The 23,730-nt window shown below is 69.5% G+C and carries 19 protein-coding genes; 8 read left to right on the top strand and 11 right to left on the bottom strand.

Going from position 1 to position 23,730, the window contains the following annotated elements:
• Nucleotides 1-156: 156 nt before the first annotated feature.
• The 4 genes from ACIBO2_RS01605 to ACIBO2_RS01590 form a co-directional block, all read right to left on the bottom strand.
• On the bottom strand, nucleotides 157-5,028 hold the full coding sequence (locus ACIBO2_RS01605) for an NAD-glutamate dehydrogenase (RefSeq protein WP_358550916.1): 4,872 nt from the start codon (nucleotides 5,026-5,028) through the stop codon (nucleotides 157-159).
• Nucleotides 5,029-5,066: 38 nt separating this feature from the next.
• Nucleotides 5,067-5,870 (bottom strand): tryptophan 2,3-dioxygenase family protein, encoded by an 804-nt coding sequence (locus tag ACIBO2_RS01600; RefSeq protein WP_358550914.1) that lies wholly within the window; start codon nucleotides 5,868-5,870, stop codon nucleotides 5,067-5,069.
• Between the two features lie 84 nt (nucleotides 5,871-5,954).
• A complete protein-coding gene (locus ACIBO2_RS01595; RefSeq protein WP_357949191.1) occupies nucleotides 5,955-6,140 on the bottom strand; it encodes a zf-HC2 domain-containing protein in 186 nt (61 codons plus the stop codon).
• A gap of 11 nt (nucleotides 6,141-6,151) precedes the next feature.
• Nucleotides 6,152-6,706: a sigma-70 family RNA polymerase sigma factor gene (locus tag ACIBO2_RS01590; protein ID WP_357949189.1), complete on the bottom strand. Its 555-nt coding sequence runs from the start codon at nucleotides 6,704-6,706 to the stop codon at nucleotides 6,152-6,154.
• 109 nt (nucleotides 6,707-6,815) lie between these two features.
• Here ACIBO2_RS01590 and ACIBO2_RS01585 point away from each other — a divergent pair, with 109 nt between their 5' ends.
• A complete protein-coding gene (locus ACIBO2_RS01585) occupies nucleotides 6,816-7,457 on the top strand; it encodes a DUF4142 domain-containing protein (RefSeq protein ID WP_397294788.1) in 642 nt (213 codons plus the stop codon).
• A 149-nt stretch (nucleotides 7,458-7,606) separates the two neighbouring features.
• On the opposite strand, the gene ACIBO2_RS01580 is transcribed toward ACIBO2_RS01585, so the two are convergent.
• The gene (locus tag ACIBO2_RS01580) at nucleotides 7,607-7,810 is read right to left on the bottom strand and encodes a hypothetical protein (protein WP_397294786.1); all 204 of its coding nucleotides are present in this window, start codon (nucleotides 7,808-7,810) and stop codon (nucleotides 7,607-7,609) included.
• 15 nt (nucleotides 7,811-7,825) lie between these two features.
• Between ACIBO2_RS01580 and ACIBO2_RS01575 the strand changes: the two genes are divergently transcribed.
• The 5 genes from ACIBO2_RS01575 (at nucleotide 7,826) to ACIBO2_RS01555 (ending at nucleotide 13,554) form a co-directional block, all read left to right on the top strand.
• Entirely contained in the window at nucleotides 7,826-8,950 is a 1,125-nt protein-coding gene (locus ACIBO2_RS01575) for a DUF1996 domain-containing protein (RefSeq protein ID WP_397294784.1), read from the top strand.
• A 54-nt stretch (nucleotides 8,951-9,004) separates the two neighbouring features.
• Nucleotides 9,005-9,784, top strand: a complete 780-nt coding sequence (locus ACIBO2_RS01570) for a hypothetical protein (RefSeq protein ID WP_358550906.1) — start codon at nucleotides 9,005-9,007, stop codon at nucleotides 9,782-9,784.
• 55 nt (nucleotides 9,785-9,839) lie between these two features.
• Nucleotides 9,840-11,315 carry an NADH-ubiquinone oxidoreductase-F iron-sulfur binding region domain-containing protein gene (locus tag ACIBO2_RS01565; RefSeq protein ID WP_358446506.1) on the top strand — a complete coding sequence of 492 codons (1,476 nt, stop codon included), beginning with the start codon at nucleotides 9,840-9,842 and terminating at the stop codon, nucleotides 11,313-11,315.
• 130 nt (nucleotides 11,316-11,445) lie between these two features.
• Nucleotides 11,446-12,882, top strand: a complete 1,437-nt coding sequence (locus ACIBO2_RS01560; protein ID WP_397294782.1) for an FAD-binding oxidoreductase — start codon at nucleotides 11,446-11,448, stop codon at nucleotides 12,880-12,882.
• Nucleotides 12,883-12,924: 42 nt separating this feature from the next.
• On the top strand, nucleotides 12,925-13,554 hold the full coding sequence (locus ACIBO2_RS01555; RefSeq protein ID WP_397294780.1) for a GNAT family N-acetyltransferase: 630 nt from the start codon (nucleotides 12,925-12,927) through the stop codon (nucleotides 13,552-13,554).
• Here ACIBO2_RS01555 and ACIBO2_RS01550 read toward each other — a convergent pair.
• From ACIBO2_RS01550 to ACIBO2_RS01540, 3 genes are all read right to left on the bottom strand, one after another.
• The gene (locus ACIBO2_RS01550; protein WP_397294778.1) at nucleotides 13,551-15,173 is read right to left on the bottom strand and encodes a hydantoinase B/oxoprolinase family protein; all 1,623 of its coding nucleotides are present in this window, start codon (nucleotides 15,171-15,173) and stop codon (nucleotides 13,551-13,553) included. The two genes, ACIBO2_RS01555 and ACIBO2_RS01550, sit on opposite strands and share 4 nt — an antisense overlap.
• Nucleotides 15,174-15,181: 8 nt before the next feature.
• Entirely contained in the window at nucleotides 15,182-17,203 is a 2,022-nt protein-coding gene (locus ACIBO2_RS01545) for a hydantoinase/oxoprolinase family protein (protein WP_358550899.1), read from the bottom strand.
• A gap of 90 nt (nucleotides 17,204-17,293) precedes the next feature.
• Nucleotides 17,294-18,247 (bottom strand): AraC family transcriptional regulator, encoded by a 954-nt coding sequence (locus ACIBO2_RS01540; protein ID WP_358550897.1) that lies wholly within the window; start codon nucleotides 18,245-18,247, stop codon nucleotides 17,294-17,296.
• A 90-nt stretch (nucleotides 18,248-18,337) separates the two neighbouring features.
• Here ACIBO2_RS01540 and ACIBO2_RS01535 point away from each other — a divergent pair, with 90 nt between their 5' ends.
• Both ACIBO2_RS01535 and ACIBO2_RS01530 read left to right on the top strand, forming a co-directional pair.
• On the top strand, nucleotides 18,338-19,237 hold the full coding sequence (locus ACIBO2_RS01535; RefSeq protein WP_358550895.1) for an NADP-dependent oxidoreductase: 900 nt from the start codon (nucleotides 18,338-18,340) through the stop codon (nucleotides 19,235-19,237).
• The gene (locus ACIBO2_RS01530) at nucleotides 19,237-19,797 is read left to right on the top strand and encodes an NAD(P)H-dependent oxidoreductase (protein ID WP_358550893.1); all 561 of its coding nucleotides are present in this window, start codon (nucleotides 19,237-19,239) and stop codon (nucleotides 19,795-19,797) included. The genes ACIBO2_RS01535 and ACIBO2_RS01530 overlap by 1 nt, the downstream gene beginning before the upstream one ends.
• A gap of 59 nt (nucleotides 19,798-19,856) precedes the next feature.
• Here the strand turns inward: ACIBO2_RS01530 and ACIBO2_RS01525 are convergent, their stop codons facing one another.
• Genes ACIBO2_RS01525 through ACIBO2_RS01515 form a run of 3 tightly spaced genes read right to left on the bottom strand, consistent with a single transcriptional unit; the run spans nucleotide 19,857 to nucleotide 23,647 of the window.
• On the bottom strand, nucleotides 19,857-21,818 hold the full coding sequence (locus tag ACIBO2_RS01525) for an acetoacetate--CoA ligase (protein WP_358550891.1): 1,962 nt from the start codon (nucleotides 21,816-21,818) through the stop codon (nucleotides 19,857-19,859).
• Between the two features lie 57 nt (nucleotides 21,819-21,875).
• Complete coding sequence (locus ACIBO2_RS01520) at nucleotides 21,876-22,733, bottom strand: serine hydrolase (RefSeq protein WP_397294774.1); 858 nt, start codon at nucleotides 22,731-22,733, stop codon at nucleotides 21,876-21,878.
• Nucleotides 22,730-23,647, bottom strand: coding sequence for a LysR substrate-binding domain-containing protein (locus ACIBO2_RS01515; protein WP_358550887.1), 918 nt, complete (start codon nucleotides 23,645-23,647; stop codon nucleotides 22,730-22,732). The genes ACIBO2_RS01520 and ACIBO2_RS01515 overlap by 4 nt, the downstream gene beginning before the upstream one ends.
• Nucleotides 23,648-23,730 lie beyond the last annotated feature (83 nt).

Genomic DNA, 23,730 nt, shown 5'->3' with positions numbered 1-23,730 from the left:
GGGTGGGGACTGCCCACGGCCGGGGCCAAGAATGCGCACGTAACGGCGCTCAACCACCTCCACCGGAGGAGCGTGCCCCTGGACAGGCCCCAGCGCCGTGCGGCGACTGGGGCCCACCGTGCCTGCCGTAAAGGATCGAAAAGGTTGTAAAAGCGATCAACCTTCGCTGTGGGGAAGGCTGCTTGAGGCCACCAGCGTGCGGATGGCGCGGAGGGCCACGGACAGCGTCGCCAGGTCGAAGTTGTCGCTTTCCCAGATCTCCGAGAGCGTCTGACGGGCCCTGTGGACCGCCGCCGAGTTCGCCTCCGTCCAGCGGGCCAGTCGCTCCTCCGGAGACAGCCCAGGCGTGCTGTGGGCCAGCACATCGCGGGTCAGCGAGGCGTGGGCCGCGTACAGGTCGTCCCTGAGTGCCGCCCGCGCCATCGAGTTCCAGCGGTTGTCACGCGGCAGCGCGATCACCCGCTCCCTGAGGAGGGCCAGCTGGAGGCGGTCGGCGAGGTCGAAGTACACCTCCGCCGCCTCGTTGACCGGACGCCCCGTGAGCGACGAGATCTCCACCAGGTCGAACGTCGAATAGGCGGGCACCATGGCCGCCACCCGCTCCGCCAGCTCCATCGGCACGCCGCGGGCCGCGAAGGAGTCGCGGCGCTCCTCGAAGGCCGCCAGGTCGGGTCCGGCGAGCAGCTTCGGGATGTGGGAGAGCAGGCCGTTCACGCCCTTGACGAAGAAGCTCACCGACCCGGCCAGGTCGAGCGGCGGGCGGCGGTTGCCGAGCAGCCAGCGCGTGCCGCGCTCGGCCAGTTTCCTGGCCTCCAGCAGCATCGCGATCTGGATCGAGGTGTCGGCCTTGTTGTCCAGCGCTTCCACCGCGCGGTGGAAGCTGGCCAGGTCGAACACCTCGCGGGCGACGAGGTAGGCGCGGACGATGTCGGGCGTCGAGGCGCCGGTCTCCTCGCTGAAGCGGAACATGAACGTGGTGCCCATCGAGTTGACCAGCTCGTTCACCACCGTGGTGGTGATGATCTCGCGGCGCAGCGGGTGAGCGTCCATGTACGGCCGGAACCGTTCGCGCAGCGCCGACGGGAAGTACGACACCAGCCACGAAGCCAGGTACGGATCGTCGGGCAGATCGGAGGCGAGCAGTTCGGCGTCGGCCACCAGCTTGGTGTAGGCCAGCAGCACCGAGAACTCGGGCGCCGTCAGACCCAGCCGGGCCTGGCGGCGTTCGGCCAGGATCTTGTCGGAGGGCAGGAACTCCAGCTCCCGGTTGACCAGCCCGTCACGCTCCAGGCGCCGCAGGTAGCGGGAGTGGATGTGGAGCATCTCGGGGGCCTGGGCGCGGGTCGCGGCCAGCACCACGTTCTGGGCGTAGTTGTCGCGCAGCACCAGGTCGGCGACCTCGTCGGTCATCGAGGTGAAGACCTGGTTGCGCTGCTTGTCGGTCAGCTCGCCGTCGCGGACGACCTGGTCGAGCAGGATCTTGATGTTCACCTCGTGGTCGGAGGTGTCGACCCCGGCCGAGTTGTCGATGAAGTCGGTGTTGACCAGCCCGCCGCCGCGCGCGAACTCGATGCGGGCCAGCTGGGTGAACCCCAGGTTGCCGCCCTCGCCGATGACCTTGCAGCGCAGGTCTCCGGCGTCGACCCGGAGCGGGTCGTTGGCCTTGTCGCCCACGTCGGCGTTGGACTCGGTGCCCGCCTTGACGTAGGTGCCGATGCCGCCGTTCCACAGCAGGTCCACGGGGGCCCGGAGGATGGCGCTGATCAGGTCGTTCGGCGCCATCGAGGCGACCGCCGCGGGGATGGAGAGCGCCTCGCGGATCTGCGGCGTGATCTTGATGGACTTGGCCGTACGCGGGTAGACGCCGCCGCCCGCCGAGATCAGCTGGGTGTCGTAGTCCGCCCAGGAGCTGCGGGGCAGGTCGAAGAGCCGTTGCCGCTCGGCGAAGCTGCGAGCGGTGTCGGGGTCGGGGTCGATGAAGATGTGCCGGTGGTCGAAGGCGGCCACCAGCCGGATGTGCCGCGACAGCAGCATGCCGTTGCCGAACACGTCGCCCGACATGTCGCCGACGCCGGCCACGGTGAAGTCGGTGGTCTGGATGTCGGTCCCGATCGTGCGGAAGTGGTACTTGACCGACTCCCAGGCGCCGCGCGCGGTGATGCCCATGGCTTTGTGGTCGTAGCCGATCGAGCCGCCGGAGGCGAAGGCGTCGCCGAGCCAGAAGCCGTACTCCTTGGCCACGCCGTTGGCGATGTCGGAGAAGGTCGCGGTGCCCTTGTCGGCGGCGACCACCAGGTAGGGGTCGTCGCCGTCGTGCCTGACGACGTCCGGCGGGGGCACGACCTTGCCGTCGACCAGATTGTCGGTGATGTCGAGCAGTCCGGAGATGAACATCCGGTAGCACGCCACGCCCTCGGCGAGCTGCTCTTCCCGCCCTCCGCCCACCGGCGGACGCTTCACGACAAATCCGCCCTTGGACCCAGTGGGCACGATAACGGTATTTTTCACCATCTGGGCTTTGACCAGCCCGAGGATCTCGGTCCGGAAGTCCTCCATCCGGTCCGACCACCGCAACCCGCCTCTGGCCACCTTGCCGAAACGCAGGTGCACGCCCTCGACCCGGGCCGAGTACACGAAGATCTCGTACTTGGGCCGCGGCAGCGGCAGCACGCTGATCGCCTGCGGGTCGAACTTCAGCGAGATGTACGGCTTGCGGCGCCCGCCGACGGTCTGGAAGTAGTTGGTACGCAGCGTCGCCTGGATCATCTCCAGGTACGCCCGCAGGATCCGGTCCTCGTCGAGCGAGGCGACCTCGTCGAGCGCGCCCAGGATCTCCTCGTTGAGCGCGTCGGCCAGGTCGGTCCGCACGTCGTCGCCGCGCCGGGGGTCGAGCCGCGCCTCGAACAGCCGCACCAGCAGCCGGGCCAGCCGTACATTGCCCGTCAGCACTCGCTCCATGTAGCGCTGGGAGAAGGCGGAGCCCGCCTGGCGCAGGTATTGGGCGTAGACGCGCAGGATCTCGACCTGCTCCCAGGTCAGTCCGGCCCGCAGGACGAGGGCGTTGAAGTTGTCCGCCTGGACCTCGCCCTTCCACAGCGCGATGAGGCCGTCCTGGAAGAGCCGCTTGAAGTCCTTCCTGTCGACCTCGTCGTTGGGCGTGTAGCGCAGGCCGAAGTCATAGATCCAGGCGTTCTTGGTGGCGGGGTCGTTGTCCCTGTCGATCTCGTACGGCCGCTCGTCCACGACCTCGACGCCGAGCCGCTGGATCAGCGGGAGCGCCCGCGACAGTGAGATGGGCGAGCCCAGCTTGTAGATCTTCAGCCGCCGCTCGCCCTCGGCCGCGTCGTACGGCTCGTAGAGGTTGAGGCCGATCTCGTTCTCGTCGGCGCCGACCAGCTCCTCCAGGCGGCGCAGGTCCACCACGGCCATCTCCGGAGGGAAGTCGGCCTTGTAGCCCTCAGGGAAGGCCGACTGGTAGCGCCTGGTCAGCTTGGGGGCCTCCGCCTCGGAGGTCTGCTCCGCCAGCGCCGTGGCCAGGTCGTCCTCCCACGACCGGGTGATCGCGGCCAGCCGCGACTCCAGCTCCTGCACGTCGACGCCCGGCGGCGGCAGCTGCCTGCCGCGCTCGCCGCGGATGACCACATGCAGCCGGGCCAGGGCGGACTCGCCGATCATCGCGCTGTAGTCGAGCGTCTTGCCGCCCAGCGCCTTGAGCAGGAGCTCCTGCATCTTGTAGCGCACCTGGGTGGTGTAGCGGTCGCGCGGCAGGTAGATCAGGCAGGAGATGTAGCGGCCGTAGTCGTCGCGGCGCAGGAACAGCTTGACCTGCTTGCGCTCGCGCAGCCGCAGTACGCCGAGCGCGATCGGCAGCAGCTGGTCGAGCGAGGTCTGGAAGAGTTCGTCGCGCGGGAAGGTCTCCAGGATCTCGATCAGGTCCTTGCCGTCGTGGCTGTCGGGAGCCAGCCCGGCCTGCTCCAGCACGTCGGCGAGCTTGCGCCTGAGCACCGGGATCCTGGAGATCGACTCGCTGTAGGCCACGTGCGTGAACAGGCCGAGGAACCGGCGCTCGCCGATCACCTCGCCCTCCGGCGAGAACAGCTTCACCCCGATGTAGTCGAGGTAGGCCGCGCGGTGCACGGTCGCCCGGGAGTTGGCCTTGGTGATGATCAGCAGTTGCTTCTCGCGCGCCTTGGCGCGTACCTCAGGGGGCAGCACGGAGAAGCTCTCGGAGCCGATCTTGTCATCCCGCAGGATGCCCAGCGCCGCGCCGGGCAGCGCGCGCAGCGCGTCGCCCTCGTCGGTCTGCTCCAGGCGGTATTCGCGGTAGCCGAGGAAGGTGAAATGCCCGTCGGCGAGCCAGCGCAGCAGGTCGAGACTGTCCTCGACCTCCGCGGGCTCCAGCGGCGGCGGGTTCAGCGTGAGGTCCTCGGCGGTCTGTACGGCCACCCCCCGCATCTTCCTGAAGTCCTCGACCGCCTGCCGTACGTCGGACAGGACCCGCTGAAGGTCGGCCTCCAGCTGCCCGAGCACCTCGGGGTCGGTCTGCCGGTCGATCTCGAAGTGCATCCAGGACTCGACCAGCATCTGGCCGGTGACGTCCTCCTGGCCCCGGCCGAGCATCTTGCCGGTCATGTCGCGGCGTACCCGCATCTGCGGGTGGACCACCAGGTAGGTGTTGATGTCATGCCTGGCCAGCTCCATCGTCACCGAGTCGACCAGGAAGGACATGTCGTCGGTGACCACCTCCACCACGGAGTGTCCCGGGTCCCAGCCGTTCTCCTCGAGGGTCGGCGTGTAGACGCGGACCATGGCCCGGCCCTGGGGGCGTACCTCGGCCAGCTGCTTCTGCGACATCGCCGGGCCGTAGACGTCAATGGGGCTGCGGTCGAGCAGGTCCTCCGGCGCGATGTGCCGGTAGTAGACGCGTAGGAAGGCCAGCGCGTCCTCGGGGCTCACATGGTCGCTGCTCACCGCGCATCGTTGCGCGGCTCGCTGGAGCAGCTCATCCTTGGCCTCGTCGAGCGGCATTTCGCTCTCACTCCTTTGTGAGGGTTCGCCATGGCTTGTCATAGCCAGGCCCTTAGTTCCCACAGCAGTGGGAAGTAGTGCAGGCGGGTCCTGCCTCGCAGGTAGGGGGCTCCCGTCGAGCCGCCGGTGCCCGATTTGGTGCCGATCTGCCGTTCGACCATCTGCACGTGGCGGGTCCGCCACTGGGCGGCGGTCTCGTCGTGGGTCAGCAGATCTTCGGCCAGTTGCCACAGGTCGTCGTGCGACCCGCGGTCCCTCGCCACGGCCAGCAGCGTGCCCATGATCTCCTCGTCGGAGACCGGCAGCCCACGCTGGGAAAGGGCGGTGAGATAAGCATCCCACAGTGTCGGCTCGTCGAGTCGGCGGCGCAGCCTGGTGAGCTCGGCGTCGTCGGCGTCCCTGAGCCGGCCGAGATAGCTCGGATCCTTCAGCCCCGACAGGAACTCCAGCTCGCGGAACTGCACCGACTGGAACCCACTCGCCGGGGCGAGCCTGGCCCGGAACTCCAGGAAGTCCTGGGGCGTCATCGTCTCCAGCACGTCGACCTGCTCGATCAGCACCCGCTCCACCGCGTGCACCCGCTGGAACACGTGCCTGGCCTGCCAGAGCTCGCCCTGGAACATGGCCTCGCGGCCGGCCTCCAGCTCGTGCAGCAGTAGCTTGAACCAGAGCTCGTAGACCTGGTGGATGGTGATGAACAGCAGCTCGTCGGGCGCCTCGGACTGAGGCCGTTGCTGGTCGAGCAATTCGGGCAGGCGAAGGTAGCCGCCATAGGAGAGCCGGCCGCCCTCCTCGCCGAATCGCCTGTCGGGAGGAACGGCCGCATCACCGTCGATGCCCACCGAACACCTCCCCAAGCCGCCCGGTCTGTTCGACCGGGCGTACGCGCCTCGCCGTACCGATATCACCCGAAAAGGGGAAAAAGGTCAACGTGACATCGACATCGGCGGGTCGTCCTCAGCAGCTGAGGGCAGGTGTTTGAGCTCGTCGAGTCGGCTCGGAATCTCGGCCATGTCCTGGAGCTCCGCCTGGCACCTTGCGCATGTGTCGAGGTGGCGCTCGAACTCCTCTAGTTCCTCTTCATCGAGGACACCGAGGACGTAGGCGGCCACCCCTTCATGCATTACCCGGCTACCCCCTTGTCCTGCAGAAGCACACGGAGAGCCCGGATCCCGTAGTAGAGCCTGGACTTCACCGTGCCCGGCGGAATCCCCAGAATCTCCGCCGCTTCACTTATCGTACGGTCCCGAAGGTAGGTCTGCTCAATGACTTCCCGGTGTTCGTCCGACAGGCTCCGCAGCGCGTCAGCGACCACCATGGCCGAGAGCGCCCGCTCCGAGCCGTCAGGCACCGCCAGCATGTCGACTTCCGGCGGCTCGACCTCGTGAGGCCGAACACTCTTACGCCGGCGACCGTCGATGACGATACGGCGGGCCACTGTCAGTAGCCATGCCCAGATGAGGCTGGGCTCCCATTGCAGTCTTGCCGAGTGACGCCAGGCTCTAACGATCGTCTCTTGAACGACGTCTTCGGCCCATTGAAGATCGTTCCCGGTCGACTTGCGTACGTGGCGCAGCAGAGGGCCGCCGAACTCCTGGTAGAGCACCGCAATGCGGTGTTCCGCCTCGGCATCCGCACTCTCTAACCTGCCGGCGAGATGACCTAGCACGGGGCACATCTTTACACCTTCGTTATCACTCCGGTAGCCACTCCGATAACTCCAGTCATTTCTGACTATTTGGACCCCATGAGTGAACCGGTCCCCGAAGGCCCGCGTACCTCCGATCATGCACAGGCTTTTGCGCGGCGAACTGCTCATGTTCGGCGGCTTCGCAGTGGCTGCCACGGTCACGATCCTGCTGGTCCTGCCGCCAGGAAGCTCCGCAGGATCCACTCAGTACACGCAGTCGGCCGCCGGCCCTCTCGGGCCGGCGGACCGCGACCTGCTAGTCAGAGTACGCCAGGCGGGCCTCTGGGAGATTCCTGTTGGCCAATGGGCCCAGACACGGGCTGAGTCAGCGAGCGTGAAGGAGACCGGGAAGCACCTGGTCGAAGATCACACGAAGCTGGACGAGGCGACTCGCGCGCTCGCCGCGAAACTCGGCGTGCCCATCCCAGACGTGGCCAATGCCGATCAGCAGAGCTGGATGGCCCAGCTGTCCGCGGAGAAGGGTCCCGCCTTCGACAAGGACTTCGCCAACCTGTTGCGTGCCGCGCACGGCAAGGTCTTCGCCGTCGTGGCAGAGGTGCGGTCGGGGACTCGCAATACCGAGATCAGGAAGTTCGCCAACACCGCCAACACGGTGGTGCTGAAGCACATGACGCTGCTGGAAGGCACTGGCCTGGTCGACTTCGGCGACCTTCCCGAGCCCCCCACGCCCTCACCGGTTCCACCCGTCGCAACGGCGGTCGATACGAGGAGACAGTAATGAGGAGATCCAGACGCACGGCCGCGGCCGTGTCCGCCCTGGCCGTAATGGCCAGCGGCCTGGTGTCCGCGGCCGTGATCGGCGTCGGTCCGGCGCTTGCGGACCATTGCGATCCGGCGCAGCAGAACAGCAACCAGCAGCCGTCTCAATCACCGACGCAACAACGGCGACAGCGGCAGGCCCCGGACAACCAGGACCAGCAACAGCAGCAGGACCAGGGCCAGCAACAGGACAACAACCAGGATCAGCAGCAGCAGGGTCAGCAGGACCAGGGCCAGCAACAGCAACAGGACCAGGGTCAGCAGCAGGACCAGGGCCAGCAACAGCAGCAGGGTCAGCAGCAGCAGCAGCAAGGCGGCGGAGCCCTCTTGGCCGCGCCGACCCCGGAGCCGGGAACGCAGGACACCGGTAACGGCCAGGACCAGCAGAACAACAACCAGCAGAACAACAACCAGGACCAGCAGCAGGACCAGCAGGGTCAGCAGGACCAGGGCCAGCAGCAGCAGGACCAGGGTCAGCAGCAGCAGTTCCGCCGCCGGGGCAACAACAACAACCAGAACCCGACGAAGAGCCCGTCCGCGTCCCCCTCCCCCACCGAGAGCGACCACGACGAGGGCGAGTGCGCCGACCTCGGCCCGTTCGTCGAGGACTTCGTCGACATCCGCCAGGTCGGCCGCGGCCAGCTCGCCAACCCCCAGTTCGGTAGGAACGGCTCCAGGGGCACCTTCGTCTCCGCCTGTGGGACGAACGGCAACAAGCACAACAACCCTGACAACTTCATCGTCGCTCCGGGCGTGAGCAACGGCGCTCACCACCTGCACGACTACGTGGGCAACCTGACGACGGACGGGTTCTCGACGGACCAGAGTCTCGCCGCGGGAGGCACCACCTGCCGGTTCGGCGACAAGTCGACCTACTTCTGGCCGGTGCTCCGCGACCGCAAGGTGGACGTCAACACCAACGACCAGGACGGCAACGTCGGCCAGGTCCTGCGGGCCCGCCAGGTGACCCTCCAGTTCCGCGGCAACGCCTCGTCCAGGGTGGTCGCGATGCCGAGGTTCCTGAGGATCATCACCGGTGACGCGAAGGCGGCCACGAACGGCGGAGCGAACGCGAAGGCCGCGTGGACGTGTACCGGTTTCCAGAACCGCATCACTAATAACAAATATCCACTCTGCCCACGCGGCAGCCAGGTCGTCCGTATTCTAGACTTCCCAAGCTGCTGGGACGGACAGAACACCGACAGCGCCAACCACCGCACGCACATCGTGTTCCCGGGCCAGGGTGGCGCCTGCCCGCAGGGAACGAAGGCCGTCCCACAGCTGCGCATGTCGCTCACGTACTCGGTTCCACAGGGACCGTCCTTCGCCGTGGACGCGTTCCCTGAGCAGAAGCACAATCCGGTGACCGATCACGCAGACTTCGCCAACGTGATGTCTGACCAGCTCATGAACTTCGTGGTCAGCTGCATCAACCGCGGACGTCGTTGCTGACGTAGATCGGCCCTCCCGAGTCGCACCCTCAATCGACGACCATGGAGGGAATCGATGCTCCACAGAAGACTGCCCCGGCATGCTCCGAGCAAGCTGGACTCCAGGTGGGTCCGGTTCGGGGTAAGCGCCGTGCTGGCCGCGCTGGTCCTGGCGGGGTTCGCCCTGACCAGGACCGACAGCGGGATGTCAGTGCTCGGCCAAGGGGTGGCTTTCCTCGAGTTCTACGCGGGCGTGTTCGCCCTGGTGCTGCTGAGCGCGACGGTCGGGCTCGGCCTGCTCACCACCGAACGCGTCTTCCTGTCCCCGTCCAACAGGGTCAGGGCACAGCTGGCACACCGGGCCACAGCGATGATCGGGATGGCCTACCTGGTCACGCACATCACCCTCATGGTCAGTCTGGGGCATGCCCCACTGGCCGCGACAGTGGTCCCAATTGCCGGTATCTATGTGGGATTCGGCGCTGTAGCCTTCGACATGATGGTGATCATCGTTGTGTCGGGAATGGTCCGAGGACGGTTCGCGGTGACGGCCAAGCCATGGATATGGCGGACGCTCCATGCCACCGCGTACCTGTCCTGGCCCGTGGCCATCATGCATGGCCTCACGGCGGGCCGTCCTCCGGCGCCCTGGGTGGCGTGGTCCTACATCGCCTGCCTCGCGGCGGTCGGTGGGGCGTTGCTCGTACGAGTGCTCGCCACCACGCTCAGGCCGGCTCTCCAGCCGGAATGGGTGAAGACGATGGAGGTCGACACCTCACCGGTCGAGCGGCCGGTGGACGTCAACGCGCCGGTTAGCCTCGACGCGGCGCGCAGGAAGTACCGGGAGGCGGGATGAGACCGCACAGGAATGCCCAGGAGGCGCCAGAGTGATCCCGCATAGAGTCCCACGCGTGTTACGCGTGGGCCCGGCCCGGCTGACCGCCGGGCTGGAGCACACCAGGCGGATCGACCTGCCGGCGCACCGGACGCTTCATGGCGAGCCGGTGTTGCGCGATATCGAGACGCTGATCGCCCAGGTGAACGAGGTCGACATGCGCGGCCGAGGCGGAGCGGCGTTCCCCGTCGGCCGCAAGCTGCGCGCCGTCGCCGACGCCGCCGGGGCACGCGAGAGTGTCGTGCTGGTCAACGGCTCGGAGGGCGAGCCGGCCAGCTTCAAGGACACCATGATGCTCATCCGCAACCCGCACCTCGTGCTCGACGGAGCGGTCCTCGCCGCCGAGGCCCTGCACGCGCGCGAGGTCGTCGTGGCGATCGGATCCGGCGGCGAGGTGGCCGAGTCGTCGGTCTCCGCCGCCGTGGCCGAGCGCCGCGCCGCCAATGTGGCGGGCGGCCAGGAGAGCCACGTGAAGATCCGGGTGGTCGGCCTGGAGGAGCGGTTCATCTCGGGCGAGGGCGGCGCGCTGGTCCGCGGCGTGAACGGCGACGTGGCCATCCCCAACGGCCGCAAGAAGCGCGCCGCCGAGAGCGGCGTGGACGGCCTGCCCACGCTGCTGTCGAACACGGAGACCTTCGCCCAGCTCGCCCTGCTCGCCGAGTTCGGCCCCGAAGGGTACGCCGAGTACGGCACCGCCAAGGAACCCGGCACCGTCCTGCTCAGCGTGAGCGGCGGCGCCACCAACCCCGCCGTCGTGGAAGCGCCCACGGGCACCCCGCTGATCGACGTCCTCGACCTGTGCGAGGCGGAGATCGGCGACGGCGTCCTCATGGGCGGCTACCACGGCGCCTGGATGAGTTACGAGAACGCCCTCTCCGCGGTGATCTCGCGCGAAGGCATGAAGAAGATGGGCAGCGAGCTGGGTGCCGGGATCATCGTCCCGCTCGGCGACTCGACCTGCCCACTCGGCGAGACCACCCGGGTGGCGGCCTACCTCGCCGCCCAGTCCTCGGGCCAGTGCGGCCCCTGCCGCCTCGGGCTGCCCGACGTGGCGCGGGCACTGCTCGCGCTGGTCGAGGGCACCGGGTCCACGGACGCGGTACGCCGCACCGTACGCGCCGTCGAGCGGAGAGGGGCCTGCTTCCACCCCGACGGCACCGCCAGGTTCGTCCTCTCCTCCCTGGACGCCTTCGAGAGCGACATCGCCCTTCACCTGGAGTACGGCTCCTGCGGCCGGCCGGTCCGCGGCGTGCTGCCCCTCCCGGAGCACGAGGACGAGCCCGAGTACCGCCTGGACGTGGACTGGACCCGTTGCGAGGGCCACGGCCTGTGCGCGCACCTGCTGCCGGAATTCGTGGAACTGGACGAATACGGCTTCCCGTCCTTCAAGACCGTGCCGGGCTGGATGGCGAAGGAGGCGCGTCGGGCCGTCGACATGTGCCCCGCGCTGGCCCTGCGCCTCAATGAGTCCATAGCGGTACGGGCGGGCTAATCCCTGGCCCGTCCGCCTGAGCGCGCTCAGGCGGACGGGCCGCGCTCTTCCGGTTATGCATTTGTGACCAACCTGGCGGCTTCCAGAGTCGTCTCACCGATCGGTTCACCACGATCACCAGGAGACGACCATGGACCGTCGCGACTTCCTCCGCGCCGCCACGCTGGCACCGGTACTGGGGCTGGTCTCCGTACCGCCCGCGCTCGCCTCCTCCGCCTCCGACTGGTCGGGGTTACGCCGCCGCCTCACCGGCACGCTCGTCCTGCCGGCCGACGCGGGGTACGGCGCGGCGCAACGGCTGTTCAATCCCGCCTTCGACAGCATCAGGCCGGGCGGCGTCGCCTATTGCGCGACCCCCGCGGATGTCTCCGCGTGCCTGTCCTTCGTCCGCGCGAACCGCCTGCCCGTCACCGCCCGCTCGGGCGGCCACTCCTACGCGGGCTGGTCCACCGGCACCGGCCTGGTGATCGACGTCTCCCGGATGAACTCCGTCACTCACGCCGCCGGCCGCGCCACCGTGGGCGCCGGGGCCAAGCTGGTCGACGTCTACGACAAGCTGGGCCGCGCCGGCGTGAGCATCCCCGCCGGTTCGTGCCCCACGGTCGGGGTGAGCGGCCTGGCGCTGGGCGGCGGGATCGGCGTGGTCTCCAGGAAGTACGGCCTGACCTGCGACACGCTCGAGTCCGTACGGATCGTCACGGCCGACGGCCGCCTCCTGACCTGCGACGCCAATAACCACCCCGACCTCTACTGGGCGTGCAGGGGCGGTGGCGGCGGGAACTTCGGCGTGGCCGTGTCCTTCACCTTCCGCACGCACAAGACCCGCGACACCACCGTGTTCTTCCTGCACTGGCCGTGGGCCAAGGCCGAGGCGGCGGTCAAGGCCTGGCAGTCCTGGGCGCCCACCGCGCCGGACGAGCTGTGGTCCACGCTGCACCTGACGCGCAACAACGGGCTGGACGTGCAGATCGGCGGCACGTACCTGGGCGGGAAGGCGGCGCTCGACCGCCTCCTGGCGCCGCTCGTCGCCCAGATCGGCCGCCCCTCCTCCCGCTACGCCTCCACGACGTCCTACACGCACGCCATGATGGTCATGGCGGGCTGCTCCTCGCTCTCGGTAGCGCAGTGTCACCTTCCTGGCCAGACCGCCGCGGGCCGCCTCAGCAGGGACACCTTCGCCGCCAAGTCGCATCTGGCCTACCAGAAGCTGTCGGCGGCCGGGGTCAAGGCGCTGGTCGCCGGGGTGGCCCGAGCGGGAGAGCACACCGTACAACTGGACGCGCTGGGCGGAGCGGTCGCCCGGGTCCGCCCGGACGCCACCGCCTTCCCGCACCGGGCGGCGCTGTTCGGTGTCCAGTACTACTCGAAGGGCACCAGCCGGGCCTGGCTGCGCGGCATCCACGGCGACATGCGGGCGCATCTGGGCGATCACGCGTACGTGAACTACATCGACCCGGACCTGACCGACTGGCGGACCGCCTACTACGGAGCCAACGCGCCACGCCTGGCCGCCGTGAAGGCCGCCTACGATCCCGGCCGGGTCTTCCACCTGCCCCAAGGTGTCTAAATCGGTCGCCGGACCGGGCCGTGAGCTGGGAAGATCGGTAACATGCGCAACTGGCCGCTCTTCGGGCTCTCCGTGACCACCCCGCGCCTCGAACTCCGCATGCCGTCGCTCGCCGACCTCGACGAGCTCGGTGATCGAGCGGCCGAGGGCGTACACGAGCCGGGCTACATGCCGTTCCTGTTCCCGTGGTCGGACGCCGAGCCGCAGGAGCGGGCCAAGGCCACCGTCCGCTACCACTTCCGCACCTGGGCCGAGTTCACTCGGGAGAAGTGGACGCTGGAGTTCGCGGTGGTCTCGGAGGGCCAGGTGGTCGGCGTGCAGGCACTGATGGCCGCCGACTTCCTGGTCACGCGGGAGGCCGCGACGGGCTCGTGGCTCGGCAAACGCTTCCAGGGCCGGGGCATCGGCAGGGAGATGCGCGCGGCGGTGCTTCACCTGGCCTTCGAGGGTTTGGGCGCCGAGTACGCGACGACGGAGGCCTTCCACGACAACCACGCCTCACTCGCGGTGACGCGCCGACTCGGCTACCACGAGGACGGCATCATCCTGCACAACCGCAAGGGCACAGTGGCAACGGGCCGCCGCTTCCGCCTCCCCCGGTCCGACTGGAAGCCGATGAACGGCATCGAAATCCACAACCTAGAGCCCTGTCTGCCCCTCTTCGGTCTCTAGCAAGGGCCGGTGACCATCCCCTGGGTGAGGTCGTCCGCCACAGCATCAGGATCGCGCAGGTCCGCCTGCCCGTACCCGCCACCGCCTCCCGACTCGCAGCGCAGCACGTCCCCCGCGCTGACCGGCAGCGCGTTGACCTTGAGCATCTCGCGCTGCCGCGGCGTGCCGGGGTTGAGCGTGACGCGGGGCGGCGCACCGGCCGTGCCCCCGGCCAGACCCCACGCTGGGGTGACCGAGCGCTCGAACCACAGCGACAACGAGGTGTCGCCGATGAACTCGTACTCGCGGACCACGCCGTGGCCACCGCGCCACCGCCCCTGGCCGCCGGTGTCGGGGCGGACCTCGTAGCGGGTGACGCGGACCGGGAAGAGCGTTTCGAGCACCTCGATCGGCATGTCGCGCAGCGACCCGTTCACGTTGTTGATCAGGCAGGTCTCGCCGTCGCCTCCCTCCCAGGCGCCCCAGCCGCCGACGGTGGCCTCCTGGGAGACGTACAGCTTGCCGGTACGCGGGTCGGTGCCGGTGAACTGGACGATGAGGGAGTCGCCGTAGGAGGCCGCGGCGGCTTTGCCGGGCACGACCGGGGCCAGCGCCTTGACGACGAGGTCGATGAGCAGGCCGAGGTGGGAGTAGTAGTACTGGCAAGCGGCGGGCGACTGGGCGGCCAGCATGGAGCCCGGCCTGGTGGCCACGTCGAGGGGACGGAACGAGCCGCCGTTGAGCGGCACGTCGGCGCTGATGAGCAGCTTGTACGCGACGCGGACGGCGGCGACGGCCTGGGCCGCGCCGCAGTTGACCGGCCCGGTCGCCTGGTCGGCGCAGTCGGTGAGGTCGACGTGGACGCGCTCGCCCTCGACGGTCACGGTGACGTTGACCGGCAGCGGGGTGGCCAGGTCGATGCCGTCATTGTCGAGGAACCCACCGGCGGTGTAGATGCCGTCGGGGATGGCGGCGACGGCCTGGCGTTCGAGGCGCTCGGTCTGGGCGAAGATCTCGTCACGGGCGGCCATCACGGTCGCCACGCCCCAGCGCCCGATGATCTCGGCCAGGCGGCGCTGTCCGGTCATCGCGCAGGCGACCTGGGCGCGCATGTCGCCGAGCGTGGCGTGGGGGAAGCGGACGTTGCGGGCGATGACCTCGTGCAGGTCGCGACAGGGCGCGCCGTTCTCGTAGATCTTCATCGGGCCCATGCGCAGGCCCTCCTGGAAGATCGAGGTGGAGTCCATGGAGCCGCCGGGGTCCTTGGAACCCATGTCGAGCCAGTGGGCGCGCGAGGCGGCGAACCCCACGAGCTCGCCGCCGACGAAGATCGGGCCGTAGACCGTGACGTCGTTGAGGTGCGTCCCACCGATGTAGGAGTCGTTGAGCACCCAGACGTCGCCCTCCTGCCAGGCGTCACGGCCGAACATCCGCTCGGTCTCGCGGGTGCACACCTCCAGGTTGCCCAGGAAGATCGGCAGACCGCTCGACTGGCCGAGAACGTTGTGGTCGCGGTCCATGAGCGCGACGGCGCAGTCCTTGGCCTCGTAGATGACCGGCGTGTAGGAGGAGCGGATGAGGGTGGTGTTCATGTCCTCCGCCGCCTGGAGGAGCGCGCAGCGGATGATCTCTGTAGTCACGGGGTCGATCATGAGGTCACCTTGATGATCAGGAAGCCGTTGGCGTCGACGGTGGCCAGGCAGCCGGGCGGGATGACGGTGGTGGCCGTCTCCTCCACCACGATGGCGGGCCCCTCAACCTCACCGTCCAGGGCGCTTCTGCGCAGGACGGCGGTGCGGTGCACCTGCCCGTCGAAGATCACATCGCGTACGGCGGGCGGGTGCGTCTCGCGCACCGGAGCCGCGGTGGCGGCCTTGGGGAAGGTGCCGAAGCCGGCGCTGCGCAGCATGACGAACTCAACCGGCGCCTCAGGCGTGGCATGGCCATATCTGCTGGTGTGAGCCTCCGCGTAGCGCCGCGCGATGGCCTGGAGGAAGCCGGGCGCAGCGGGCTCGGTGGCGTCCAGGAGCGGGATCGTGAGCGTGTAGTCCTGCCCCTCGTAACGCATGTCCAGCGCGTGCTCGACCCGCCGCCGGTCGAGGGGGACGCCCTGGCTGTCGAGCGCGGCCATGGCGTCGCGTTCGAGCTCGGCCAGCCGCGCCGCCAGGTGCTCGCCGTCGAGGTCGTCCTGCGCGCGGAAGTACGGATGGGTGAGATCGCGCCGTACGTCGGCCTCCAGCATCCCCCACGCGGAGAAGGCGCCGGGGAAGCGCGGCACGACCACCTCGCCGATGCCGAGCTCGCGGGCGATGAAGACGGCGTGCATGGCGCCCGCGCCGCCGAAGGCGACCAGGGCGAACTCGCGCGGCTCCACGCCGTGCTCGACCGTGAGCGTACGGATGGCCTGGGCCATCTTGGCGTTGGCGACGTCGCACACGCCCTCGGCCAGCTGGAGCGGATCCATGTCGAGGGTCTCGGCGAGCGTGGCGACGGCCGTCCCCGCGGCCTCGACGTCCAGCTCCATCAGACCGCCGGCGAACCAGGCGGGGTCGACGCGGCCCAGCACCACGTTGGCGTCGGTCACGGTCGGCCGGTCGCCGCCCCTGCCGTAACAGGCGGGCCCCGGCACGGCTCCCGCCGACTCGGGGCCGACGCGCAGCGCGCCCGCCTCGGCGTAGGCGATGGAGCCGCCGCCCGCGCCGATCGTGTGCAGGTTCACGATCGGCATCAGGACGGGGAAGCCCTCGATGTGCGCCTCGGCGCTGACGTCCGGGCGACCGTTGACGACGAGGGAGACGTCGAAGGAGGTGCCGCCCATGTCCACGCAGATGGCGTTCTCGCGGCCGAGCAGGCGGGCCGCGGCGACCCCGCCCATCGTGCCGCCGACGGGGCCCGACAGCAGGGTCTGCAGGGGCCGCCGCATCGCGAAGCCCGCGTTGACCAGGCCGCCGGAGGACTGCATCACGTGTACGGGCACGGTCAGGCCACGCTCGGCGAAGCGCCGCTCGATCCGCGACAGGTAGGTGCGTACGACCGGTCCCGCGTAGGCCTCGAGAACGGCGGAGGAGGTGCGCTCGTACTCGCGCCACTCCCTGGCCACCTCGTGGCTGAGCACGATCAGCACGTCGTCGCCGAGCTCATGCCGGAGGATCTCGCCCGCGCGGAGCTCGTGGGCCGGGTTGGCGAAGGAGAACAGCAGCGTGACCGCGACGGCGTCGAAGCCCTCGGCCTTCGCGCGGTGGGCGGCCCGCCGTACGGCCTGCTCGTCGAGCGGCTGAAGCTCGGTGCCGCGCCAGTCGAGCCGGCCCGCCGCCTCCATGACGTCGGCACGGGGCACCAGTGGCGTCGGTTTGCGGTAGCGCAGGTCGAACATGCGGTCGCGGTTGCCGCGGGCGATCTGGTAGACGTCGCGCGCGCCGGCGCTGGTCAGCAGCAGGACCTTGGCGCCCTTGCGTTCGAGCAGGGCGTTGAGACCCTGGGTGGTGCCGTGCACGAAGAAGGAGATCCGGGTCGGGTCGTCGACCACGCGGCCGAGTGCGGCGAAGACGCCCTCGGCGAGATCTCCGGGGGTGGTCGGCGCCTTCGAGGCCAGCACGGCACCGGTCTGCTCGTCGTAGCAGACCACGTCGGTGAAGGTACCGCCGATGTCCATGGCGACGCGAAAAGTCATGGCCGCACCGTATGCGGTCCCGGCCGTCCGCAGGTGTGCCGGGTGCACGGCTTTCGCGCCTGCTTCATGCGTGACGCACCCCTTCGCGGGCTAAGGCGCCACCCCGACAGACGCGGGCGGCGGGCAGGCGTGGCGGCGGTATCTGCCGGGCGCGGTGCCGTACTCGCGCTTGAAGGCGTTGGCGAAGGCGAACTCGGAGGTGTAGCCGACACGCGCGGAGATCTCGCTCAGTGAGTCCTCCGACTCGCGGAGCAGGCGGGCGGCCGTGGCCAGGCGCCACCACGTGACGTAGGTGAGCGGCGGCTGGCCGATCAGGCTGGTGAAGCGGCGGGAGAAGGCCGCGCGGGAGAGCCCGGCCTCGCCGCCGAGCGCCTCGACCGTCCAGGGATGCGCGGGATCGCGGTGGATCGCGTTGAGCGCCACGCTGATCGACGGGTCGGCCAGCGCGGTGGCCCAGCCGCCGACCTCGCACTGTCCGGGCTCGGTGTCGAGCCAGGCGCGCAGGATGTACAGCAGCAGCATGTCGAGCAGCGAGGTGACGACGGTGTCGGCGCCCAGGCGCGGACTGCCGATCTCGCTGCCCAGCAGGTCGACGGCCGCGCGGAGCTCGGGGTGGTGGCCGAGGCGGGCGGGCAGGTGGACCATGTCGGGCAGGTCGCGCAGGACCGGATGGGCCCGGCTGGGGTCGAGCCGGTAGCCGCCGCAGAGCAGGACCGTGGCCGCGCCAGGCCCTTCCATGGAGGCCGAGGCGAACAGGTCCCGCTCCTCCAGCGGGTCGCACTCAGGGTCGGCCAGCGGGGTGGCCGGGCTGTCGGCCATCGCGTAGCCGTGGCCGTGCGGGAAGAAGACCACGTCGCCGACGCTCAGCTGGACGGGATCGCCGTCCGGCGGGATGAGCCACGGGGAGCCTTGGATGATCACCTGGAAGCCCGCCGAGCCGGGAGCCGAGGGGAACCACTGACCCCAGGGGGCGTGCCACTCGACGAGCGCGGAACGGGGCTGTCCGGTGCGCATGATGGCGATCACGTCGCTGAGCACGTCCATGACCGAAGTCTACCCTGCGAGACGATCGCGTATAAAAGGCAGATACACAAGCATTGGCCATCTCGCTCCAGGCTCCTACCGTTGTCCCTCATGAGCCCAACCATGACCGCCGCCCGCATCCACGAGTACGGCGACGCGTCCGTGATCCGTTACGACCGGATCCCCCGGCCCTCGCCGGGGCCGGGGGACGTGCTGGTCCAGATGGCCGCCACCTCGTTCAACCCGTCCGAGGTGGGGCTGCGGGCCGGGTTCCTGCGGGACCTGCTCCCGGTCACCCTGCCGTACACGCTGGGCCTGGACCTCGCCGGCACGGTCGTCGAGGTGGGCGCGGACGTACAAGGGCCCGCCGTCGGCGACCGGGTCATCGGCCTCGTGGAGGGGGCGGCGGCCGAGTACACGGTGGCGGCGGCGAGTTCACTGGTCAGGGCGCCGGAGCGGCTCCCGCTGGCGGACGCCGCCGCCATCCCGGTCGCCGGGCTCACCGCCTGGCAGGCGGTCCACGAGCACGCCCGCGTCGGGCCGGGGCAGCGGGTGCTGATCAACGGGGCGGGCGGCGGGGTGGGGTTGTTCGCCGTGCAACTGGCCAAGCTGGCGGGCGCGACCGTGATCGCGACGGCCGGTCCGCGCAGCGCGGCAGCGGTACGGCGCTACGGCGCCGACGAGGTCGTCGACTACACCACGACCCCATTGCCCGGCGGCATGGACGTGGTGCTCAACCTGGCGGCCATCGGCCCGGAGCAGGCGGCGACGCTGGCCACGCTGGGCGAGGTGATCGTCACCATCGCCACCCCGATCGACGCGCCCCGAGCCACCCATTTCGTGGCCCGCAACGACCCGGCGCACCTGGCCCGGCTGGTGGCGCTGATCGACAAGGGCGAGCTCGTGGTGGAGGTCGCCGAGACATACCCACTGACCGGCCTCGACGAGGTCCATCGCCGGGCCGAGGCCGGGCAGACACGCGGAAAAATCATCATTCAAGGGGATAAATAATGATCAAGATTGGCATCATCATCGGCAGCACCCGGCCGGGCCGCAACGCGGACACCGTGGCCGAGTGGGTGCATGACCTGGCCGCCAAGCGCGGCGACGCCGAGTTCGAGGTGGTGGACCTGCGGGACTTCGACCTGCCGCACCTGGACGAGGCGTTCCCGGCGGCCTATGGCCAGTACGAACACCCCCACACCCGTGCCTGGTCGGAGCGCATCGCCTCGTTCGACGGCTTTGTGTTCGTGACCCCGGAGTACAACAGCTCCACTTCGGGCGTGCTGAAGAACGCGATCGACTTCCTCTACGCCGAGTGGGCGGACAAGGCGGCCGGATTCGTCAGCTACGGCGTCGACGGCGGCGCCCGCGCGGCCGAACACCTCAGGCAGGTGCTCGGCCGGGTCAAGGTCGCCGATGTGCCGGCTCAGGTCACGCTCTCTCTGCACACGGACTTCGAGGGGTTCACCGACTTCAAGCCCGCCGCGCACCGCGAAGAGATGGTCACCACGATGCTGGACCAGATCGTCTCCTGGGGCACCGCGCTGCGCCCGCTCAGGGCGGCCTGAAGCGGGCTCAAGGCTTGAAGCGGGCTCATGGCTGAAGCAGGCTCATGGCTGAAGCGGATTCAAGGCTTGAAGTGGCGCAGCACCTCGGGGTTGGCCATGGCGTCGGGGTTGGCCGCCTGCTCGACCGGGGTGCCGAGGAGGATCTTACGCACCGGCACCTCTAGCTTCTTGCCCGACAGGGTGCGCGGGATGCCGGGCACCGCGTGGATCTCGTTGGGCACGTGCCGGGGTGACAGCTCCTGCCGCAGCGCCGTACGCAGGGCCTCGACCAGCGAGTCCGACAGCGTGACACCCTCGGCCAGCGTGAGGTAGAGCAGCAGCCGCCCCTCCTGCCCGAGCTGGCCGGTGTCGATCACGAGGCTGTCGGCGATCTCGTCGAACCGCTCGACGACCCGGTAGAACTCGCTGGTGCCCATCCGGACGCCGCCCCGGTTCAGCGTCGAGTCGGAGCGGCCGTAGATCACGCAGCTGCCGTCCTCGTTCAGCTTGATCCAGTCGCCGTGCCGCCACACGCCCGGGTAGACGTCGAAATAGCTCTCGCGATAGCGGTCGCCGTCGGGGTCGTTCCAGAACATGACCGGCATCGACGGCATCGGCTGCGTGAGCACGAGCTCGCCCACCTCCCCCACGACCGGCTCGCCCAGGGGGTTGAACGACTCCACCCGCGCCCCCAGCGACCGGCAGGGGATGATGCCCGCCCGGATCGGATGCAGCACGGTCGCCCCGACGAACCCGGTGCACACGTCGGTGCCGCCGGAGAACGACCCGAGCGGTATGCCCGGCAGCTCCGCGGCCACCCAGGCGAACCCTTCGGGCGGCAGCGGCGACCCGGTCGAGCCGATGCCGCGCAGTGCCTCCAGCCCTTCGGGCGCGATCCCGGCCTTCAGCGAGGCCATGATGTACGGCGCGCCGACCCCGAAGTAGGTCACCCCTTCCGAGGCGGCGATCCGCCACAGCACCGCGGCGGAGGGGTAGGCGGCCGAACCGTCGTACAGCACCGGGGTGGCGCCCACCAGCAGGCCGCCGATGAGGTAGTTCCACATCATCCAGCCCGTGGTGGTGTACCAGAAGAACACGTCCCCCTCACCGAGATCCTGGTGGAAGGAGAGCGACTTGAGGTGTTCGAGGATGACTCCTCCGTGCCCGTGCACGATGGGCTTGGGCAGCCCGGTCGTACCACTGGAGTAGAGGATCCACAGCGGGTGGCCGAACGGCACCCGCTCGAACTCCAGCGGCCCCTCCTCCGCGCGCAGCCCTTCCCAGCCGATCACCTCGCCGTGCGGCACGGAGTCGGTGTGCGCGGCGCCGGGCTCGGCCCGCTGCGGCGGCTGCCCCTCCTCGGCCGCCGAAAGGTACGGGATCCAGACGGTCGCGCGGAGCGTGGGCAGCTCGGCGGCGATCTCGTTGACGGCCGCCGACCGGTCGTAGCTCTTGCCGTTGTAGTGGTAGCCGTCGACCGCGATCAGCACCTTGGGCTCGATCTGCTTGAACCGGTCGACGATGCTCGGCACGCCGAAGTCCGGGGACCCGGCCGACCAGATCGCGCCCAGGGACGCGGTGGCCAGGAAGGCGATCAGGGCCTGCGGGATGTTCGGCAGGTAACCGGCCACCCGGTCGCCGCGCCCGACGCCGAGGCGGATCAGGCCCGCCCGGACCCGGGCGACCTCCTCGCGCAGCTCGGCGTAGGTCAGCTCCTGGCGGGCGCCGTCCTCCGAGACGAAGACGATCGCGGTGCCGTCACGTTCGCGCAGCGCGTTCTCGGCGTAGTTGACGGAGCTCCCGGTGAACCATTCGGCGCCCGGCATCGTCCCAGTCAAGACGGGCCCGTCACCACGTTCGCCGATGACCTCGAAGTAGTCCCAGATCGACGTCCAGAATTCCGCCGGACTGTCGACCGACCAGCGCCACACCTCCTCATAGTCCGACCCTGCCCGGCCCAGCCACTCCAGATAGTGAGTCAGCCTGGCGCGCGCGATGATGTCTTCGGTCGGTTCCCAGAGAAGTGTGCCTTCAGCAACCATGTGCCCATCCTGTCGGCCGGTAAGGGCAATGTCATACCCGAACCGCCACATAACTTGCTACCGGCGTAGGTGGTCCACCGCCATACGCGCGGCCGTGCCGATCACCGCGTCGGCGCGCGGCTGGTTGAGCGCGGTGCTGAGCGAGCGGGTGAACACCGCCACCGCGTACTGGCCGCCGTCGGGATATTCGACCACGCCCGCCTCGTTGCGGAGTGTCGGGAGTGTCCCGGTCTTCCCGCTGACCTCCACGTCGTCGTACGGGAAGCCGGAAGCCAGCCGGTGCGGCCAGACCTGCAGGTTCAGGACGTTGCGCATCCAGGCGCACGATTCCGCCGAGGCCGCTTGATCACGCCAGATCAGCCCGAACAGCGCGGCCGTCTCGCGCGGCGTGGCGCTGTTGGCGCGCGGGGGATCGAGCACCCGTAGCCGCGCGATGTCCTCCGGATCGAGGTACGGCCAGCTGTGCCCGGCGTCCTCGGCCATGCTCTCGTAGATGTCCCGGCAGCTCTGCCGCACCCGCGTCTCGCGCAGCCCGAACCCGTCGAGCATCGCGTTGATCTCCTCGCGCCCGACCCTGGCCAGCAGCACGTCGGCGGCGGTGTTGTCGCTCAGCGTGATCATCAGGTGGCCCAGGTCGCGCAGGGAGATCGTGACGTCGTCGAGCATCGCGCACAGGCCGGTGGGCCCGGTCACCCGGTCGGCGGCCCCTACGGTCACCCGGCTCGCCGGATCGAGCAGCCCGGCGTCGGCCTGGCGGCAGAACTCCACCATCAACGGCACCTTGAACATCGAGGCGGTCGGCAGCGGCACGTCGGAGCCGAGCCCGATCTCCCGGCCCGAGCGCAGGTCGGTCGCGTGCAGCCACCCGGTCACGCCCGCCGCGCCGAACAGCGCGGCCAGATCCGGCTCGTTCATGCCAGCATCCCGGGTCTGCGGCTGATGTGCCGCACGGGCGCCGCGGCCTCGTCCGTCATCCCGGCGCTCTCTTTCAGCGTTCGTACGGCCACCGCCGAGAAGCCGGCGACCGCCTCCGTCTCCACTCGCCAGGCCGTGGAGACCCGGGAACTGATCGGCGAGCCTAGCAGCGGACGCCAGACGATCCCAGGGTGGTCCGTCCTGGCCCCGAACGCCACCGCCGCCCCGGCGAGCACCAGGCCGAGCCCGGCGCCCTGATGCACCTGGGCGGGCACGTAGCCGTGGCGGCGGCACTCCGCCAGCGTCACGGCGTGCAGCCCCGGCTCCCCCTCCTTGGGCGGCATCAGCAGCTCGCGGTCCGCCAGGTCGGCCAGGTGCACCTCCCCGGCCACGGCCAGGGGATCCCCCTCGGCCAGCAGCACGCCCTGCGGCTGCACCAGCACCTGCCCGAACCGCAGCCCCGGCGCGTTGATCGGGTGGCGCACGATGCCGACGTCGATGGCGCCTTCGGTCAGCGCGGCCACCTGATCGGCCGTCCAGATCTCCGCCGGCGTGAGACGTACGTCCGGATTGCTCGCGCGGAAGCCCTCGACCAGGGCGGCGATCACCGCGGCGGCCAGGTCGGGCGGGACGCCGAGCTTGAGCGCCCGGCCCTCGCCGTGACGGACGAGCTCGCGCAGCCGGTCGGCCCTGGTCACGATCTCGCGGGCCTCGCCGACCAGCAGGCGGCCCGCCTCGGTCAGCCGGACCTGGCGGGCGGAGCGGTCGAAGAGCCGCACGCCGAGCTCCTCCTCCAGGCGTTTGATCCGCTGGCTGAGCGGCGGCTGGGCCATGCCGAGCCGGATCGCGGCATTGCCGAAGTGGAGTTCCTCCGCCACCACGGTGAAGTAGCGCAGGTGCCGGACAAGGTCCATGACCAGCAACTATATCCACATTTATATCTACATAGCGCTCATATCGGTATTGGACACCACACGGCGGGCTCTGGTGTGCTCGG

The sequence above is a fragment of the Nonomuraea sp. NPDC050022 genome, assembly GCF_044460705.1.
In the GTDB taxonomy this organism is placed as follows: domain Bacteria; phylum Actinomycetota; class Actinomycetes; order Streptosporangiales; family Streptosporangiaceae; genus Nonomuraea.
Note: the sequence above shows the minus strand (reverse complement) of the source record. Positions and strands in the feature narration are given on the sequence as shown.

Excerpts from the sequence above, each read along its gene's own strand:
- ACIBO2_RS01530 (WP_358550893.1), top strand. The coding sequence starts at position 19,237 with ATGATCAAGATTGGCATCATCATCGGCAGCACCCGGCCGGGCCGCAAC.
- ACIBO2_RS01605 (WP_358550916.1), bottom strand. The coding sequence starts at position 5,028 with ATGCCGCTCGACGAGGCCAAGGATGAGCTGCTCCAGCGAGCCGCGCAA.
- ACIBO2_RS01540 (WP_358550897.1), bottom strand. The coding sequence starts at position 18,247 with ATGGACGTGCTCAGCGACGTGATCGCCATCATGCGCACCGGACAGCCC.
- ACIBO2_RS01515 (WP_358550887.1), bottom strand. The coding sequence starts at position 23,647 with ATGGACCTTGTCCGGCACCTGCGCTACTTCACCGTGGTGGCGGAGGAA.
- ACIBO2_RS01585 (WP_397294788.1), top strand. The coding sequence starts at position 6,816 with ATGCACAGGCTTTTGCGCGGCGAACTGCTCATGTTCGGCGGCTTCGCA.
- ACIBO2_RS01535 (WP_358550895.1), top strand. The coding sequence starts at position 18,338 with ATGAGCCCAACCATGACCGCCGCCCGCATCCACGAGTACGGCGACGCG.
- ACIBO2_RS01520 (WP_397294774.1), bottom strand. The coding sequence starts at position 22,733 with ATGAACGAGCCGGATCTGGCCGCGCTGTTCGGCGCGGCGGGCGTGACC.
- ACIBO2_RS01525 (WP_358550891.1), bottom strand. The coding sequence starts at position 21,818 with ATGGTTGCTGAAGGCACACTTCTCTGGGAACCGACCGAAGACATCATC.
- ACIBO2_RS01555 (WP_397294780.1), top strand. The coding sequence starts at position 12,925 with ATGCGCAACTGGCCGCTCTTCGGGCTCTCCGTGACCACCCCGCGCCTC.
- ACIBO2_RS01560 (WP_397294782.1), top strand. The coding sequence starts at position 11,446 with ATGGACCGTCGCGACTTCCTCCGCGCCGCCACGCTGGCACCGGTACTG.
- ACIBO2_RS01570 (WP_358550906.1), top strand. The coding sequence starts at position 9,005 with ATGCTCCACAGAAGACTGCCCCGGCATGCTCCGAGCAAGCTGGACTCC.
- ACIBO2_RS01590 (WP_357949189.1), bottom strand. The coding sequence starts at position 6,706 with ATGTGCCCCGTGCTAGGTCATCTCGCCGGCAGGTTAGAGAGTGCGGAT.
- ACIBO2_RS01545 (WP_358550899.1), bottom strand. The coding sequence starts at position 17,203 with ATGACTTTTCGCGTCGCCATGGACATCGGCGGTACCTTCACCGACGTG.